The 16,618-nt window shown below is 70.3% G+C and carries 17 protein-coding genes; 4 read left to right on the top strand and 13 right to left on the bottom strand.

Features of this window, described 5'->3' with window-relative positions:
* The first annotated feature begins 130 nt into the window (after nucleotides 1-130).
* Nucleotides 131-652 carry a DinB family protein gene (locus E1288_RS11285; RefSeq protein ID WP_165968072.1) on the top strand — a complete coding sequence of 174 codons (522 nt, stop codon included), beginning with the start codon at nucleotides 131-133 and terminating at the stop codon, nucleotides 650-652.
* Between the two features lie 48 nt (nucleotides 653-700).
* On the opposite strand, the gene E1288_RS11280 is transcribed toward E1288_RS11285, so the two are convergent.
* Nucleotides 701-1,093, bottom strand: coding sequence for a DUF5997 family protein (locus E1288_RS11280; protein WP_132484048.1), 393 nt, complete (start codon nucleotides 1,091-1,093; stop codon nucleotides 701-703).
* A 60-nt stretch (nucleotides 1,094-1,153) separates the two neighbouring features.
* Between E1288_RS11280 and E1288_RS11275 the strand changes: the two genes are divergently transcribed.
* Nucleotides 1,154-1,900: a LysR family transcriptional regulator substrate-binding protein gene (locus tag E1288_RS11275; protein ID WP_132484046.1), complete on the top strand. Its 747-nt coding sequence runs from the start codon at nucleotides 1,154-1,156 to the stop codon at nucleotides 1,898-1,900.
* 13 nt (nucleotides 1,901-1,913) lie between these two features.
* Here the strand turns inward: E1288_RS11275 and E1288_RS11270 are convergent, their stop codons facing one another.
* The 3 genes from E1288_RS11270 to E1288_RS11260 all read right to left on the bottom strand — a co-directional run bounded on the left by E1288_RS11270 (nucleotide 1,914) and on the right by E1288_RS11260 (nucleotide 5,083).
* A complete protein-coding gene (locus tag E1288_RS11270) occupies nucleotides 1,914-2,579 on the bottom strand; it encodes a class I SAM-dependent methyltransferase (RefSeq protein WP_132484044.1) in 666 nt (221 codons plus the stop codon).
* 112 nt (nucleotides 2,580-2,691) lie between these two features.
* Nucleotides 2,692-4,161: an FAD-dependent oxidoreductase gene (locus tag E1288_RS11265; protein WP_132484042.1), complete on the bottom strand. Its 1,470-nt coding sequence runs from the start codon at nucleotides 4,159-4,161 to the stop codon at nucleotides 2,692-2,694.
* A gap of 4 nt (nucleotides 4,162-4,165) precedes the next feature.
* Nucleotides 4,166-5,083 (bottom strand): AurF N-oxygenase family protein, encoded by a 918-nt coding sequence (locus E1288_RS11260; protein WP_132484040.1) that lies wholly within the window; start codon nucleotides 5,081-5,083, stop codon nucleotides 4,166-4,168.
* A 175-nt stretch (nucleotides 5,084-5,258) separates the two neighbouring features.
* Between E1288_RS11260 and E1288_RS11255 the strand changes: the two genes are divergently transcribed.
* A complete protein-coding gene (locus tag E1288_RS11255; protein ID WP_132484038.1) occupies nucleotides 5,259-5,828 on the top strand; it encodes a dienelactone hydrolase family protein in 570 nt (189 codons plus the stop codon).
* Between the two features lie 277 nt (nucleotides 5,829-6,105).
* On the opposite strand, the gene E1288_RS11250 is transcribed toward E1288_RS11255, so the two are convergent.
* The 5 genes from E1288_RS11250 to E1288_RS11230 all read right to left on the bottom strand — a co-directional run bounded on the left by E1288_RS11250 (nucleotide 6,106) and on the right by E1288_RS11230 (nucleotide 11,086).
* Nucleotides 6,106-6,585, bottom strand: coding sequence for a (2Fe-2S)-binding protein (locus E1288_RS11250; protein ID WP_132484036.1), 480 nt, complete (start codon nucleotides 6,583-6,585; stop codon nucleotides 6,106-6,108).
* On the bottom strand, nucleotides 6,578-7,426 hold the full coding sequence (locus tag E1288_RS11245) for an FAD binding domain-containing protein (RefSeq protein WP_132484034.1): 849 nt from the start codon (nucleotides 7,424-7,426) through the stop codon (nucleotides 6,578-6,580). Before E1288_RS11245 ends, E1288_RS11250 begins: the two co-directional genes overlap by 8 nt.
* Complete coding sequence (locus tag E1288_RS11240; RefSeq protein WP_132484032.1) at nucleotides 7,423-9,795, bottom strand: xanthine dehydrogenase family protein molybdopterin-binding subunit; 2,373 nt, start codon at nucleotides 9,793-9,795, stop codon at nucleotides 7,423-7,425. Before E1288_RS11240 ends, E1288_RS11245 begins: the two co-directional genes overlap by 4 nt.
* Nucleotides 9,796-10,009: 214 nt before the next feature.
* Entirely contained in the window at nucleotides 10,010-10,201 is a 192-nt protein-coding gene (locus E1288_RS11235) for a DUF397 domain-containing protein (RefSeq protein WP_132484030.1), read from the bottom strand.
* A gap of 18 nt (nucleotides 10,202-10,219) precedes the next feature.
* Nucleotides 10,220-11,086, bottom strand: a complete 867-nt coding sequence (locus tag E1288_RS11230; protein ID WP_235883481.1) for a helix-turn-helix domain-containing protein — start codon at nucleotides 11,084-11,086, stop codon at nucleotides 10,220-10,222.
* A 140-nt stretch (nucleotides 11,087-11,226) separates the two neighbouring features.
* Between E1288_RS11230 and E1288_RS11225 the strand changes: the two genes are divergently transcribed.
* Nucleotides 11,227-11,508 (top strand): hypothetical protein, encoded by a 282-nt coding sequence (locus tag E1288_RS11225; protein WP_132484028.1) that lies wholly within the window; start codon nucleotides 11,227-11,229, stop codon nucleotides 11,506-11,508.
* A gap of 158 nt (nucleotides 11,509-11,666) precedes the next feature.
* Here the strand turns inward: E1288_RS11225 and E1288_RS11220 are convergent, their stop codons facing one another.
* The 4 genes from E1288_RS11220 to E1288_RS11205 form a co-directional block, all read right to left on the bottom strand.
* Nucleotides 11,667-12,860, bottom strand: coding sequence for an MFS transporter (locus E1288_RS11220; protein ID WP_132484026.1), 1,194 nt, complete (start codon nucleotides 12,858-12,860; stop codon nucleotides 11,667-11,669).
* 154 nt (nucleotides 12,861-13,014) lie between these two features.
* A complete protein-coding gene (locus E1288_RS11215) occupies nucleotides 13,015-14,400 on the bottom strand; it encodes a M1 family metallopeptidase (RefSeq protein WP_132484024.1) in 1,386 nt (461 codons plus the stop codon).
* A complete protein-coding gene (locus tag E1288_RS11210) occupies nucleotides 14,393-15,244 on the bottom strand; it encodes a M20/M25/M40 family metallo-hydrolase (protein WP_132484022.1) in 852 nt (283 codons plus the stop codon). The genes E1288_RS11215 and E1288_RS11210 overlap by 8 nt, the downstream gene beginning before the upstream one ends.
* Before the next feature lie 111 nt (nucleotides 15,245-15,355).
* Complete coding sequence (locus E1288_RS11205) at nucleotides 15,356-16,603, bottom strand: 2-oxo acid dehydrogenase subunit E2 (protein ID WP_132484020.1); 1,248 nt, start codon at nucleotides 16,601-16,603, stop codon at nucleotides 15,356-15,358.
* Nucleotides 16,604-16,618: the final 15 nt, after the last annotated feature.

Genomic DNA, 16,618 nt, shown 5'->3' with positions numbered 1-16,618 from the left:
ACATTCGAAAATGTCGGTCGAGTGCGGTCTGGTGCGACGAACTCTGGGAGGCGATCGTGATCCGCGCCGTTCGTCCGCCGCCGACCCGCGCTCGGTTTTCCCGTTGCAGGCAAGCAGAGATGAGACGCACATGGCGCAGCACGTTCCGGTTTGCGCAGACGCTCCGCAGCGTCGGATCCCGAAGCACGGGCTCGGGGAGAAGGAAATGCTCCAGGCCTGGCTGGAGTTCGGCCGCAACACCATCCTGGGCAAGGTGGCCGGGCTCTCCGAAGACGGCGCCCGGTACAACCCGACGCGTTCGAACACCTCGCTGGCGGGCATCGTCAAGCACCTGACCACCGTGGAACAGCACTGGTTCCAGGTCGTCCTCGGCGGCCGGGACGTGCCGATGCCGTTCGACCCGCAGAACCCCGACGGCGACTGGATCACGTCCGCCGACGAGTCCCTGCCCGATCTGCTGGCCCGCTACCGCGAAGCGTGCCGGGACAGCGACCGCATCATCGACGATCTGGAACTGGACAGCACCGGCGCCCAGACGGCCGACGACTACACGCTCCGCTGGGCGCTCTGCCACGTCGCCCTGGACACCGCCCGCCACGCGGGCCACGCGGACCTCCTGCGCGAGCAGTGGGACGGTGCCCGCGGCTGGTGAGACCGCGGAGGCGCCGCCCGACCCCGCCGGCGGCGCCGGTGGTCGGCGTCAGGGACGCCGTTGGCGGCGTTCGGCCGCCTTCTCCTTGATGCGCGCCGTCTCCTTGCGGACATCCGCCTGGGTGGCGCGCTCCTGCTGGAGCCACTCGGGGTTGTCCGCCTTCAACGTCTCGATCTGCTCCGTGGTGAGCGCCTCGGTGACCCCGCCGCGCGCGAGGCCGCCGATGGAGACGCCCAGCTTCGCCGCGACGACCTGCCGCGGGTGGGGGCCGTCGCGCCGCAGCTCGCGCAGCCACTCCGGCGGGCTGGTCTGCAGGGCGTTCAACTCGTCGCGCGAGACGACACCCTCCTGGAACTCCGCGGGGGTGGCCTCGAGGTACACGTTCAGCTTCTTCGCCGCGGTCGCGGGCTTCATCGTCTGGGGAGTCTTCTGCGACGTCATGCCCTCAAGGGTATCGACCGGGTGCGCACTACCTGCGACGACGCCCGGTAGCCTGGCCACGTGACAGGCTCGGACGGACAACCCTCGTTCACGCTCGCATACGTGCCGGGGGTGACGCCCGGCAAGTGGGCGCGGACCTGGCACGAGCGGTCGCCCGAGGTCCCGCTGCACCTCGTGCAGGTGACCGCCGCCGAAGCCGCCGGCCTGGTGCGGGCCGGTGACGCCGACGCGGTCCTCCTCCGGTTGCCGACGGACCGGGAGGGCCTGCACGCGATCCCGCTCTACACCGAGACGACGGTGGTCGTGGTCCCGAAGGACCACGTCGTGACCACGGCCGAAGAGGTGTCCGTCGACGACCTCGCCGACGAGCTCGTGCTGCACCCGCTCGACGACACCCTCGACTGGGAGCGGCCGCCCGGCCGCCCGGCGATCGAGCGCCCGGCCACGACCGCGGACGCCATCCAGCTGGTGGCCGCCGGCGTGGGCCTGCTCGTCGTCCCGCAGTCGCTCGCCCGGCTGCACCACCGCCGGGACCTCACCTACCGGCCGATCGTCGACGTGCCGCAGTCGCGGGTCGCGCTGTCGTGGCTGGAGGACGAGACCACCGACCTGATGGAGCAGTTCATCGGGATCGTCCGCGGGCGGACCGTCAACAGCACGCGCGGACGCCCACCGGCCCCGGCGCAGGCGAAGCGCAAGCGTCCCGAAGGCGACGGCAAGAAGGCCGCCGCCCGCAAGCCGGCCGGTGGCAACCGGCAGCCGCGTTCCGGCGCTCCCAAGCGAGGGAAACCTCGCCGCCGCTCGTAAGCGCCTGATCCGTCTACTGAGGACTCGACGGGCGGGTCTGGGTGACGCGCCACAGTCGGCGGGGCAGTTCGCCCTCTTCGAACGCGTGGACCCCGTCGAGGCGCCAGCCGGCGGCGAGGTCGTCCACGAGGGCCCGCCCGAAGAAGTGCACCGCGAAACCGCCGTGCTCGTAGATGTCGTCGCCGTGCGAGATTCCGGCGCCCCAGTGCGCGTCGCCGGTGTGGCGGACGGTGTAGACGAGCGTGCCGCCGGGTCGCAGGACCCGCCCGATCTCGCCGACGAGCGCGCGAATGTCCGCTGTGGACAAAGCCATGCACAGCAACATGTGCGCGAACACGGCGTCCACGCTCTCGTCGGGTAGCGGCAGCGGCTCGCGCGCATCGTGGACGGCGGTGGTGATCCGCTCGGCGAGCCCGTCCCGCTCGGCGTCCTGGGCCAGCTGCTGCAGGCCGACGGGGCTGAAATCGGTGGCGTGCACGGTGAAACCGGCGCGGGCGAAGTGCCTGGCGTCGCGCCCGTGACCGGCGCCGAGTTCGAGCACGGAACGCGCGCCGCGGGTGCGGAACAGCTCGGCGGCGTAGCGCGCGGGTTCCGAGGGCGCGTCCCCGTACATGTGGGGATGGTCCCGGTAGGCCGCCTGCCAGTGCTGCTGCTGGGACGATCCCAGATTCGAGGACATCGCTGCTTCGCCTTCGCGACTACCGTTGCCCTCGGATTCTACGAGTCCCGGGAGTTCGCCGGACCCGCGGCGGGGTGGGGCAAACCCCTGCCGCGGGTCCGGCGAGGCCGCCTCAGCGCGATGCCGGGAGGCGGCCGGCGATGGCGTCGTCGAGCAGTGCGTCGACCGTTTCCCGGGCGCACGTCCGGTTGGCGCCGATGCCGCCGGTGGGGCCGCGCTTGATCCAGCCCACGACGTAGGTCCCCGGCCGTCCGTCCACCCGGCCGTCCGCGTGCGGGACGGTGCCGGTGTCCTCGTCGAAGGGCAGGCCGGGCAGTTCCGTGCCCCGGTAACCGATCGCCCGCACCACCTGGCCAGCGGTGATCTCCACCTCGTCGGCGCGGCCGGTAACGCGGAGCGCGCGCACCTGCGTGTCGCCGCTGATCTCCACCGGCGCGGAGTGGAAGCGGAGCACGATGCGGCGGCGCCCGTGCCGGGGAGGCGCGGACCAGTCGACGGCCTCGCGCGCGAGGCCCCGGAGCAGGCTCGCCTTGCCGCCGGCGGGTGCCGTCTCGATGGCCGCCCCGATCTGCGCGTCGTGGCCGTCCACGACGAGTTCGACGTCGTCGAGCTGGGTGAGCGCGAGCAGCTCCGGCGTCGTGTACGCGGCGGATTCGGGGCCGCGGCGGCCGAGGAGCACGACCTCGCGGACCTTGCTCGACCGGAGCTGCGCCAGCGCGGCGGGGGAGATGGTGGTGCCTTCCAAGGCCACCGGATCCGCGGTCAGGATCCTGGCCACGTCGAGCGCGACATTGCCGTTGCCCACCACGACCACCCGCTCCGCCGAGAGGTCGATCGCGTCGGCCGGGACGTCCGGGTGCCCGTTGTACCAGCCCACGAGGGTGGTGGCGGCGACGCTGCCGGGCAGGTCCTCGCCGGGAATGCCGAGCCGGCGCGCCGAGGAGGCGCCGACGGCGTAGATCACCGCGTCGTGCCGGGCGGCGAGCTCGGCAGCGGTGACGTCCCTGCCGACCTCGACGCCCAGGCGCAGCCGCAGCCGCGGGTGGGTGTGGAAGCGGCTGAAGGTCTCGCCGATCTTCTTCGTCGACGGGTGGTCGGGCGCGACGCCGTAGCGCACGAGCCCGCCCGCGACGGGCAGCCGGTCGATCAGCGTGACCCGGGAATTGGTGCGCAGGAGCAGGTCCTCCACCGCGTACATGCCCGCGGGGCCGGTGCCCACGACCGCGACGTCCAGCGGCGCGAAGTCGCTGGGGATGGCGCGGCCGAACACCGGCGGCCCCCAGCGGTGGAAGTTCGGCGCCGGATCGGCAGTCTCCGCCGTGGGCTCCGCGCCCGCGTAGTAGGCGGCGTTGACCTCGGCGTACGCCTGCAGCGGCGCGGTCAGGTGCTCCACCGGGAAGATCGCCTCGACCGGGCAGGCATCGGCGCAGGCGCCGCAGTCGATGCAGGAGGCGGGGTCGATGTAGAGCATCTCGGTGGTGCCGAAGTCCGGCTCGTCCGGCGTCGGGTGGATGCAGTTGACCGGGCAGACCTTCACGCAGGTCGCGTCGTTGCAGCAGGTCTGGGTGATCGCGTACGCCATGGGCTCAGATCAGGTTCGCGCGCTTGTAGAACCAGTGCGACGCCTTGGTGAGCAGCCCGGCGGAGCTGAGGAACTCCATCAGGCCGGCGCAGCTGGAGCGCAGCATCGACTTGTGGTGCTCGTTCGCCTTCGCCTCGCGGATGGCCCGCTTCGGGTCGAGCCCGGCGTTCTCGTACACCTTGCGGTTCCACATGCTGGTGACGATGAAGTACGACGCGCCGGCCACCACGACCGCGGTGATCTGCCGCCGCAGCCGGCCCGCGCCCTCCAGCCGGGTCTTGGTCTCCTCGCGGGCGAACTTCATGTGCCGCGATTCCTCGACGACGTGGATGTTGTTCACCGTCCGGACGAACGGCACGACCCGCTCGTCGCGCATCCAGTCCCGCTGCATGACGTCCAGGACCTCCTCGGCGACCAGGATCGCCGCGTAGGCGGCCTCGCCGAAGGCGACGGTCTTGAACACGCGGCCGAGCTCCACCACCAACCGCGTCGGCCGGTACGCCGGGGCGCGCAGCTTCGCGGCGCCGCGCGCGAACATGATCGAGTGCCGGCACTCGTCGGCGATTTCGGTCAGCGCCCACTGGAAGGCGGGATCGGTCGGGTCCTTCGCGTAGAAGTCCCGCAGCACCATCTGCTGCAGGATCATTTCGAACCAGATGCCGGTGCTCGCCACCGACGCGGCCTCCTGGCGCGTCAGCTCGCGCTGCTGCTCCGGCGTCATCTCCTTCCAGTAGGAGGTGCCGTAGAGCGTGCTCCACTCGGGGCTCGTGCCGTGGTAGCTCGTGTCCAGCGGCGTCTCCCAGTCCACCTTCTGGACCGGGTCGTAGGAGAGGATCTCCGAGGAGCGCAGCAGCCGGTCCGCGAAATCGGCGCGGTCGGACTGCGGCGGCGTTCCGTGGTCCCGGGCGATGCTGCCGGTCATGGGCGCTCCCTGCGACGGTGGCGGCGGTGGTCTCGCGTTACCCGGCGATACCTGCTAACGCGAGTAACAGGTACCAGGATCGATGACATCGACGACTGTGTCAATGACTATTGCAATGATTCGGCGCCGGTGCCCGTCCCGGGCCCTGGGTGCGGCGGGCTGATTGGATGTCCCCGTGGACATCCTGTTGCTTCATTCCGCGTTCGGCCTGCGGCCCGCCGTGCAAGCCGCCGCCGAGCGGCTGCGCGTGGCCGGTCACGAGGTGCACGTCCCCGACCTGTTCGACGGCCGGACCGCGGAGACGGTCGAGGACGGCATGCGCATCACGGAGGAGATCGGCCGGGACGAGCTGCTGCGCCGCGCCGTGCAGGCGGCGGCCCCGCACAGCGACAAGGGGCTGGTGTACGCCGGGTTGTCGTTGGGCGCGGCCATCTCGCAGAACCTCGCGCTGGCCGACGAGAAGGCCCGCGGCCTGCTGCTCCTGCACGGCACCTCGGACATCGCCGAGAACGCGGCCGTCGACGACCTGCCCGTGCAGCTGCACGTCGCCGACCCCGACCCGTTCGAGACGGCCGACTGGCTGAACTCCTGGTATCTGCAGATGCGGCGGGCCGGGGCGGACGTCGAGATCTTCCAGTACCCGGGCGCCGGGCACCTGTTCACCGATCCGGACCTGCCGGACTACGACGCGGAGGCCACCACGGAGGCGTGGTCGGTCGCGCTCGCGTTCCTCGAATCGCTCTGAGCCGGGCTGTTATGAGCCTGTTTGGGATGTGGTGGTGTGGGGTCGTGGTAGGGCGGCTTGTGCCTTCAATGCGGTGAAGCGAACGGCCTGTTCACCTCGCCTATCGGGACGAACGGGCCGTTCACCTCACACCAGCTGGTGCCCACCGGCGTCAGGTAGGTGAAGCGAACGGCCTGTTCACCTCGCCTATCGGGACGAACGGGCCGTTCACCTCACACCAGCCAACGAGGAGCCACCACTACGCAAACGAGTTCTCAAACAGCCCCTATTACGAGCTCTAGTCCCGGCCCCAGGCCTTGTTGACGGCGTCGACGATGTGCTGGTAGCCGGTGCAGCGGCACAGGTTCCCGGACAGCAGTTCGCGGATGGCTTCGTCGTCGGGGTGCTCGCCGGGATCGGCGGCGGACAGCGTCGCGATGAATCCTGGCGTGCAGAAACCGCATTGGAGGCCGTGGCAGTCCTTGAATGCCTGCTGCATCGGGCTCAAGCCCCCGTCGGGGGTGAGGCCTTCCACCGTGGTCACCTCGGTGCCCTCGGCCTGCACGGTCAGCGTGATGCAGGAACGCGCGGGCTCGCCGTCGATGAGGACCGTGCACGCGCCGCAGATGCCGTGCTCGCAGCCGGCGTGGGTGCCGGTGTGGCCGAGGTCGTCGCGCAGGAAGTCCACCAGCAGGCGGCGCACCGGCACGAGGCGGCGGACCTCGCGACCGTTGACGGTGAGCGCGATCTCGCGGTTCGCGGCCGGGACGTCAGTCATGCGCCACCTGCTCCAGAGCTCGCTGTGCTGCCGCGCGCAGTGCGGCGCGGCGGGTTTCCCGATCGGCGTGGAGGTCGTCGGGCGGCGTGGCGGAGTCGGCGGCGGCGCCTGCTGCGGCACCGATCGCATCGGCGTCGAGCGCCCGCCCGCGCAGGACCTTTTCAGCCTCGGGCAGCCTCCTCACCGTGCCGCCGATGCCGAGACCGGCCAGTCGCGCGCGGGTCACGGTGCCGCCGTCGAACTCCAGGACCGCGGCCACGCCTGCGAGGGCGAAATCCCCGGCCCGCCGGGCGATCTCGGCGAAGCCGTGGCGGGCGTCGCGGATCGGCACCCGCACCTCGGTGAGGATCTCGTCGGCGGCTAGCGAGGTCTGGTAGGGCGCGACGAACAGCTCGGCGGCGGGCACGGTGCGTCGGCCGCCGGTGCCCGTCACCACGACCTCGGCGTCCAGGGCGCACGCTGCCGCGCACAGCTCCGCCGCCGGGTCCGCGTGCGCCAGGGAGCCGCCGATGGTGCCGCGGGAGCGGATCTGGTGATGGCCGACGTGGCGCAGTGCCTGACCGAGCAGCGGGCAGGCCTGCCGCACCAGCGGCGAGGTCTCGGCGGCCCGCTGCCGTACGCCCGCCCCGATGACCAGCACGCCGTCCTCGCGGCGCAGCTCGCTCAGCTCCGGCAGGCGTCCGATGTCGACCAGGATGCTCGGGCGGGCGAGCCGGAAGTTCATCATCGGCATCAGGCTCTGCCCGCCGGCGAGGGCCTTCGCGTCCTCGTCAGCGGCGAGCAGCCGCACCGCTTCGCCGAGGCTGTCGGGGCGGACGTAGTCGAATGGTGGCGGCTTCACGACGCGGCCTCCTCGATCAGCCGCCGCACCACCGATGGCGTCAGCGGCGTGGTGTCGATGTCGGCCACCCCGAGCGGTTCCAGGGCGTGCTCGACGGCGCGCACGATCGCGGCCGGCGGGCCGATGATGCCCGCCTCGCCGACGCCCTTGATCCCGAACGGGGTTTCGGGTGCCGGGCTGCACAACTCCTCGGTTGCGATGTCCGGGATCTCGCATGCGGTGGGCAGCAGGTACTCCATGAACGTGGTGGCCAGCGGCTGGCCGTCCTCGTAGGGCAGCTGCTCGTAGAGCGTGCCGCCGATGCCCTGCGCGACGCCGCCGTGGATCTGCCCGGCGACGGTCAGCGGGTTGATCACGCGCCCGCAGTCGTGCACGACCGCGTACCGCACCACCTGCACCTCGCCGGTGGCGGGATCGACCGCGACGACCGCGGCGTGCGCGGCATTGGTGTACGTGGTCGAGGCGTTCATCTTCCCGTCGGGACGCGGCACGTGGTCCATCCCGGGCGGCTCGTAGCTCGCGCGCGCGTCGAGCCCGGGCGCTACGCCTGGCGGCAGCTCGAAGGTGCGGGTCAGCGCCACCCGCGCCACCCGCTCCCAGGGCACCGAGCTGCCGGGGCTGCCGCGCACCTGGAATCCGCCGTCGGCGAGCTCCAGGTCTTCCGGCGCGGCTTCCAGCAGGTGCGCGGCGATCTCGGTTCCCTTGCGCCGCAACACTTCGGCGGCCTGCGCGATCGCGCCGCCGGCGACGACGGCGCCGCGGCTGGCCCAGCTGCCCAGGCCGAACGGGGCGGTGTCGGTGTCGCCCATCACCACCCGCACTTGCTCGATCGGCAGGGCGAGCTCCTCGGCGACGAGGGTGGCCACCGTGGTGTGCGCGCCCTGGCCCATGGCCGAGATGCCGACCGCCGCGGTGACGCCGCCGTCGGCGTCGAAGCGCACGTCCGCGGAGTCCTGCCCGCTGAAGGTGCCGGTGATCGAGAACGCGCTGGCGGCAACGCCTTCGATGTAGGTGGCGTAGCCGACGCCGAGGTGCGTGCCGGGCTCGGCTCGTTCCCGTTCGGCGGCCAGCAGCCGCTCGCCGATCTCGACGGCGCGGTCGAAGGCCGCGCGGTGGCTGCCGGAGTCCAGCCGGGCACCGGCGGCGGTCTCGTAGGGGAGCTCGTGCGGCTCGAGGATCATCCGGCGGCGCAGCTCGACCGGATCGATGCCCAGCTCGCGCCCGATCTTGTCGACCAGCCGCTCGATGGCGAAGGTGCCCTCCGGCATGCCGAAACCGCGGTAGGCGCCGAGCGGCGTCTTGTTGGTGACCACGCCCTGCACCGCCACGCACTGGTGCGGAATCCGGTACGGCCCGCACAGCGAACCGACGGCGACCAGGCTGGGGCCGAACCCGCCGGGGAACACCTCGCCGGAACCCAGATCGGTGCGGACCCGGCCGCGCAGCGCCGCGATGGTGCCGTCGTCGCGGACCGCGGCGGACAGCTCGATGCGCATGTCGCGGGCGTGGCAGGCGGTGATCAGGTGCTCGTGGCGGTCTTCGAGCCAGCGCACCGGGCGGCGCAGCCGCATCGCCAGCCACGGGATCACGTAGTCCTCGGGGTAGACCTCGTTCTTCTGCCCGAATCCGCCGCCGACGTCGGGCGTGATCACCCGGATGTCGCGTTCCGGCAGGCCCAGCACCTGGGAGAGCATCGAGCGCACGATGAAGGCGGCCTGGGTGGAGGTCCACACCGTCAGCCGGTCGTCGCGGTACTCGGCAACGACGCCGCGGGGTTCCATGGGCACGGCCGCGTGGCGGTGCGTGGTGTAGGTGCCGCTGATCGTGCGCAGCCGGTCGAACGCCTCGTCCACGGCCGGGTTCTCCGGGGCGGGCATCGACAGCAGGAGGTTATCGCCCCATTCCGGGTAGAGCAGCGGCGCGTCCTCGGCGAGGGCGTCCTCGGCGGTGTCGACGGTGGGCAGCGGTTCGAGGTCGGCGTCGACGAGTTCGGCGGCGTCTTCGGCGAGGTAGCGGTCGTCGGCGACGACCACCGCCAGCGGGCAGCCGACGAAGCGCACCCGGTCGCGCGCCAGCGGATAGTGCTGCACACCCCGCACCCACGGCATCAGGTCCGGAACGGCGCGAACGTCGAGGTCCGCGCCGGAGAACGCCGCGTGCACCCCAGGGGAATCCAGCGCGGCCGCAGTGTCGACGCCGCGCACCTGCGCGTGCGGAACGTCGCTGCGGACGAACGCCGCCTCGACCATGCCGGGCAGGACGACGTCGGCGATGTACCGGCCGCGCCCGGTGACCAGGCGGTCGTCCTCGATGCGGGGAACCCGGACGCCGAGCAGCGTCGGCCGCATGCTCTGCTCCGGTTGCACCATCAGCCCTCCTAGCCACCGAGTGCGCCGCGGCCCAGCGCGGTGGCGGCGGCGATCCCTCGGGTAGCGTGCGGCAGCCCCGGCACGCGCGCAATCCTCCGGAAGTTGGCTCTGGAGCCTTCGGGCAGAGCTATCCGCAGGTCACGGGTCGTGAGTGGTTTGGAGCGCCATAGCACTCCAAACCACTCACGAGCTCTGACCGGGCAATTCTGCGTGCCTAACCCTTCAAGGTGCCGAGGAACCGCGCGAAGGAGCCGGAATCGAAGACGAGCACCGGGCCATCGGGATCCTTCGAGTCCCGAACACCGACGACAGCCGGCTGAACAGCAACCTCGACGCACACGCCGCCGTTGCCCTGGCTATAGCTGGATTTGCGCCAAGCGGCATTCTCAAGAGCTAAGGCCGACATCGTTGTTCCTCCCGGTGGTCACCGGTACTTCTTGAGCACGCGAGCAATGAGTTGTCGGGTCTTCGGGACAGGCAGTGCAGCGTTGCTCAGTCGCTCGAAGATGACGCTGTACCGAGTGTATTCCTCCGGCTCCCACAGATAGGTGGCGCCGAGGAAGTCCTCCAGGTACACCGTCGAAAGTTGCTGGTCGGAGAGATGCATCAATGCTGCCGATGAAGTGACGGCGATGCGATTGGCGTCGAACGGCAGGACCTGGAGCCGGACGTTCGGCAGCTCTGAGACTTCAAGCAGGTGGTTGAGTTGTCGCGCCATCACGTCTTGGCTGCCCTGCACGCGGTGCAATGCTGACTCGCTGAGCACGACATGCAGATCGAGCGCCGGGTCAGTCCGCGCGAGCACGGCCTGACGTTCCATCCGGGTTTTGACGTGGCTTTCCACGAGCCGTGGGTCGGCCGCAGGCTCCCATGCGAGCAGCGTGGCCCGTGCGTAGTCCTCGATCTGGAAGAGCCCGGTGATGAGCTCTACTTCGTAGATCTTCATCTCGGTGGCTTCGGATTCCAGGGCGAAGAATCGTTGAACCCAGTCCGGTACGGCGTCGCGGTACATGGTCCGGCGACGGCTGCGTTTCGGGACCTGTGCCGCAAGGTTCGCCAAGTACTTCCGGCGTTTCGCTGGTGTGCCGTAGAGGTCGGCCAGCTTCTCGACTTCTTCTGGTGTGGCGGCCTGTTTGCCGTTCTCGATCTTGCTGATCTTGGGTACCGCGCCGCCCAGGGCCTCTGCTGCTTCGGCTGCTGTGTGACCTGCGTTCTCACGCAAGCGGCGCAACTCGATCCCGATCTGGATCTTGAGCACCTTCGGGTCCGGGGACATCGCCATGCTGCTCATCTTGGCACCCCGCTGCACCCAAATCGGTTACCGGAAGATCGATCACCTGGATCAGCGACTGTTAACGAGCAAGTTTCTCGCTAACCTTCTTGCAGGTTGATCGGCAGATGGGAGTCGGGATGTTGGAGCGGCGTTTTTCGTTGGGCCCTTGGGATGAGGACGAGCTTCCGGCAGTGCTGGAGGACCTGGCCGGGGCTCACCAGCCGAGGAAGTTCGCGTTGTGCGAAGTCGCGCGCGATGGTGATGGGGTCACCGACGCGCGGATCTACCTGTGGGGCCTGGACTTTCGCCGTGCTCCCGGCGCCGACGGTCCGGGCGCGGTGTTCGTCAGCCCGCACGGCTGGACCGGCAACTCCGACTCCGCCGAAGGCGCGCTGGAATGCTTCTCGTTGATCCGAGACCTCCGCCTCGTCTGGCTCTGAAGGGGCGGGCGTGGGCCGTGAGTCTGTGGCGCCCCAAAGACTCACGGCCCCGCGCGCCGGTCAGCGGCCTGCCGGGTAGCGGGAAGTGCTGCACGTGGCGCACCCACGGCGTCAGGTCCGGCATGGCGTGAACGTCGAGGCCCGCGCCGTTGCGGGGTTCAGCGTTCCGTTGCAGTTGCCGCACCGCTCGGCGTTTTCTTCGCGGCGCCGATCGCGAGCGCCAGCAGCGCCAATGCGCTCAGTCCGAGGACTGCCGCGACGGCCGGCAGCAGTCCGGCCCCCAGGCTGCTCAGGGTCAAGCCTCCGATGGCTCCGCCCAACGAGACTCCGAGGTACGTGCCCGACGTGTTGAGCGCCAATGCCTGCGGTGCGGCCGGTCCGGCGAGCAGGTGGAGGCGCGCTTGAATCGCCGGGGAATTCCAGAAGGCCATGCCGCCCCAGATCGTCCCCACCACGAGGAGGACGGAAAACGGTACGGGGCGGGCGAACCAGAGCACGCCCAAGAGCACCATGATGCCGGTGAAGGTGCTGATCCCGGCGACCAGCGTGCGGTCCGAACCCCACCGGTCGGTGGCCTTTCCGCCTGCCCAGATGCAGACGATGCCGGCCACCCCGGAGGAGCTGAACGCGAGTGCGCGCTGATCGACGTCGGCCTCGCTCACCGCGTCGAGGTAGGGGGCCGTGTAGGTGAACATCATCATCGATCCGGTCATGAGCGCGCAGTTCGCCATGAGCCCGAGCGATACCGGCGCGCTGGCGAGGGCGCGCAACTGTTCGGGGATGCTCGGCACGTCGCCGGCCTCGCCGCGCTCGCGAGGGAGGGTTGCGAGCAAGAATGCCAGCGCCGCGGCTCCGGCCACCGCCATCGAGACGAATGTCGTTCGCCAGCCCCAATGACCGCCGATCCAGGTACCGATCGGGACGCCGGCCGCGATCGAGCCCGTGACGCCGAGCGCCACGACTGCGACGTACCTGCCGATGTGGCTTTCCGGGGCTCGCTCGGCGGCGTAGGCGAACACCGCCGGGGTGGACGCCGCCGCCGCGATCGCCGCCACGACGCGCAGGGCCACCAGCAGGCCGAAGCTGGTCGTCGTGGCCGCCAAGAGGTTCGCCACGACGAAGATCACGAACGAGACGGTGAACAGGTACCGGCGGGACACCCGGGCCAGGGTGACTCCGGCGATCGGCGCGACGAGAGCGACGGTGAGGGAGAAGACGGTCACCAGCTGTCCGGCGTGAGCCTCGCTGACACCCAGATCTCGCGCGATCTCCGGCAGAACGCCCGCGATCACGTAATCATCGGTGTAGAAGACGAAAGCCGCTGCTAGTAGTGCGAACAGCCACGCGGGCACAACTGATCTCCCTTTGCAGTACAACAATGCCTGCGGAAAGCCGCCTCGATGACGTCCTCGCTGCGCTGTCCGAGGTCGATCCGAGCTGGCATTGCCGCACACTATCACAGGTGTGATAGAAACCGGTGCCGCTGTCGGCCGGCAGGCTCGGCGGTCAGCGGCCTGCCGGGTAGAGGTACTGGTCAGGCGGGATCGTCGTACTGTGCGCCCAAGCTTCGAAGAAGCCGTCGAGGTCCTTTCCGGACACTTCCGCCGCCAGCTCCTCGAACTGTGGCCAGGAGGCGTTGCCGCCCGCGTACCTGGCCTGCCACTGCCGGAGGGTGCCGAAGAACGCCTCGTCGCCGATGCTCCGGCGCAGCGCGTGCACCATCAGCGAGCCCTTGTCGTACAGGGCTTGGTGCAGCGGGTTCTCCGGGCCCGGGTCGTACAGCTTCACCGACCAGAAATCCGGATCGTTCCTCGCTTCCTCCACAGTGGATTCATAGAACGACTTGTCTATGTCGACGCCGTTGTGCTCCTGCCACAGCTGGACGGAGTACTGGGCGACGCATTCGGCTATGCAGCCGTCGCGCCAGTCGGTGAACGACACGTTGTCGCCGAACCACTGGTGGGTGTTCTCGTGCAGCAGCGAGAAGTCGAAAACGGAGCCGAAGTACGTCGGCCGGGTCTGGGTTTCCAGTGCGCCCGGGTTCTCCCCCGAGCTCTGGCCGAGCACGATGCTGCCCGCCGAGGAGAACGGGTACTTCCCGAATTTCTCGGCCAGCACGTCCATGATCTCGACGTATTGCTCCTCGGTGGCCGGGTCGATCTGCGTGCCGGGGGAGTAGGCGTTGATGACCGGCGTGCCGTCGGAGAGCTTGGACGTGCGCACGGTGAACTTGTCGATCGCGACCGTCGTGAGGTAGGTCGCGATCGGCTGGTCCTCGTGCCACCGGAAGGTCGCCTTGCCGTCGGCGGTGGTGGTCTCGCCAGGCAGCCCGTTGCCGATCACCGTCCAGCCCTCGGGGACGGTGGCCGTCAGGTGGAACGCGGCCTTGTCGGACGGGTGGTCGTTGGCCGGGTACCACGACGTGGCCGAATGCGGCTCGCCCAACGCGTTGGCGCCGCCGTTGGGGAACGTGTGCCAGCCGCCACCGCCCGGCAGCCCGGAGTACCGGACGCGCACGGCGAACGAAGCACCCGCGGCGATAGGGCTGGCGGGGGTGATCACCAGCTCGTGCTCGCCCGCGCGGCCGAACGACTTCGCGGCGACGCCGTCGACGGACACCTCGGTGACCTGAAATCCGGACAGGTCGAGGTGAAAGCCGTCCAGCTCCGCGCTCGCAGTCGCGGTCACCGTGGTGTCGCCTTCCAGGTAGCCCGGCCTGGCCGGGTCGTAGCTGATGCCGACGTCGTAGCGGGTCACGTCGTAGCCGGAGTTCCCGTCGGCCGGGAAGTACGGGTCGCCCAGGCCACCGCTGCCGGGCTGGGCCGACGCGGTCGCGATGCCCAGCACCAGGACGCCGGCGACGGCGCCCGTCACGAGGAGTCGGTTACGCACCGGCCACGCTCCAGACCGCCTGGATGATGGCGTTCGTGCTGATGACCTCGGCTTCCGGATCGACGTTGTCGATCGTGTCGCAGGCGTCGTGGATGCACGCGCCGATGCCGTTGGTGAACCCGGACACCGGCACCCCGGCCGCGTCGAAGGACTCGTGGTCCGAGCCGCCTACGCCGATGTCGAATGTCGGGATGCCCTGGTCAGCGAAGTGGCGTTCGAACACGTCGGTCGCGGGCGCGCCCGCGTGGATCACCAGCCACTGCCGGTCGCCCTTGGAGCCGGTCATGTCGAAGTTGAGGTACACCGCGATCTTCGCCAGCTCCTCGGGCGGGCGCGCCGCCACGTACTTCGCGGAGCCGATCAGCCCGGGTTCCTCCGCGCCCCACCAGGCGAACCGGAGGTGCTTGGCCGGGGCCGGGTTCGCCTCGCTCACGGCCAGCGCGGTGGCCAGGATCGCGGCCGAACCCGTGGCGTTGTCGCTGATCCCCGGGCCGGCGGGCACGCTGTCGAGGTGGGCGCCCAGGAGCACCACCTGGTCCTCGTCGCCGCCCGGCCAGTCCGCGATCAGGTTGTAGCCCTTGGCCCCGTCGTGCTCGAACTCCTCGACGGAGGTCCGGAAACCCGCTTCGTCGAGCCGTTCCTTCACGTAGTCCAGGGATTCCTGGTACCCGCGGGTGCCGTGCGCCCGGTTGCCGCCGTTGCGATCCGCGATCCGCTGGAACTCCTGCAGGTGCGGCAGGACGTCGGCGGTGGACACGACGGGGGTTTCGGCGGCGTGCGCGGCGGGTGCCCAGGTCAGCGCGGCGCTCGCCGCGAGCACGGCCGCCAGGGTGCGTGATCTCATGTGCCGGAATGGTAGGGACGAGCTGTCAAGAACCTGTTGTGATCGAATGAGATTCCCTTTCGGGGAACCATTTCCGGGGCCTGCTCATCGGCCGGCCCCGGAAGGCGTCGATCAGACCAGGATCTGCAGGGGGTTTTCGACGGTCTTGGTGAACGCGTCGAGCCACTTGGCCGCCAGGGCGCCGTCCGCGGGCCGGTGGTCGACCGACAGCACCACGTCGATCACCTTGGCCGGTACCACTTGGCCGTCGCGGACCACCGCTTCTTCCCGGACGGCGCCGACGGCCAGGATCGCCGCCTGCGGCGGGTTGATGATGGCGTCGAACTCCGCCACCCCGAACATGCCCAGGTTGGAGATCGTGATCGAACCGCCCTGCAGCTCCTCGGGGCGGAGCCCGCCGTTCTTGGCCCTGTCGACGTACTCGCGCATCCGCCCGGCGATCGCCGAGACCGGCATGTCCTCGACCCCGCGCAGCACGGGCGTCACCAGCCCGCCGCCGGTCGCGACGGCGACGGAGACGTCGACGTGGTGGAATCGGCGGATGGCGTCGGGCAGCCAGATCGCGTTCATCTCCGGCACCGCGGCATGCGCCTTGGCGACCGCCTTGATCAGCAGGTCGTTGACCGAGACCCGCACCGGGCCGGTCGAGTTGACCTGCTCGCGCAGTGCCAGCAGCGCTTCGACCTGGATTCGGGCCCGCAGGTAGAAGTGCGGGGTGGTCTGCTTGCTCTCGGTGAGCCGGGCCGCGATCGCCCTGCGCATCCGGCTGTGCGGAACGTCCTCGTACGCATCGGAATGCGGTGTGGGCTGCGAGGATTCGGCCTGCGGCGAGGTTTCCGGCGGCTCCTGCCGTCGTGCGGCGATGGCGGCCTCGATGTCGCGGCGCACGATCCGGCCGCCCGGGCCGGTGCCGGTCAGCTCGACCAGGTCCAGACCCGCTTCCCTGGCCTGCCGCCGGGCCAGCGGGCTCGCGAAGATCCGGCCGCCGCGGTCGGCGGATTGTGCCTGTGCAGGCCGGGATTCCGGGATCTCCCGCCGAACCACCTGCTTGGTTTCCGCCGGCCGCGCGACCGCGACGCCCAGCTCGGCCAGCAGGGCATCGACGTCCGCGACGTGCTCGCCGTCGGCGCCGAGCACCGCGATCGGGGCCCCGACGGCGACCTCGGTACCGGGCTCGTACAGGGTCTTCAGCAGCACTCCTGCGGAATCAGCGCTGATCTCGACCTCGGCCTTGTCGGTCTCGACCGCGACGAGCGCGTCGCCCTCGGCGAACGCGGCGCCCTCGGTGAGCTGCCAGGTCGACAGCACGACTTCCGCAGTGTCGGCGGCCACCTCGGGCACGCGGAGAAGCTCGGCCATGTTTTACCTCCTGGG

Origin of the sequence: Saccharopolyspora elongata, assembly GCF_004348985.1 — a bacterium.
In the GTDB taxonomy this organism is placed as follows: domain Bacteria; phylum Actinomycetota; class Actinomycetes; order Mycobacteriales; family Pseudonocardiaceae; genus Saccharopolyspora; species Saccharopolyspora elongata.
The sequence above is the reverse complement of the archived record's forward strand: the minus strand, read 5'-3'. Positions and strand labels throughout refer to the sequence as shown.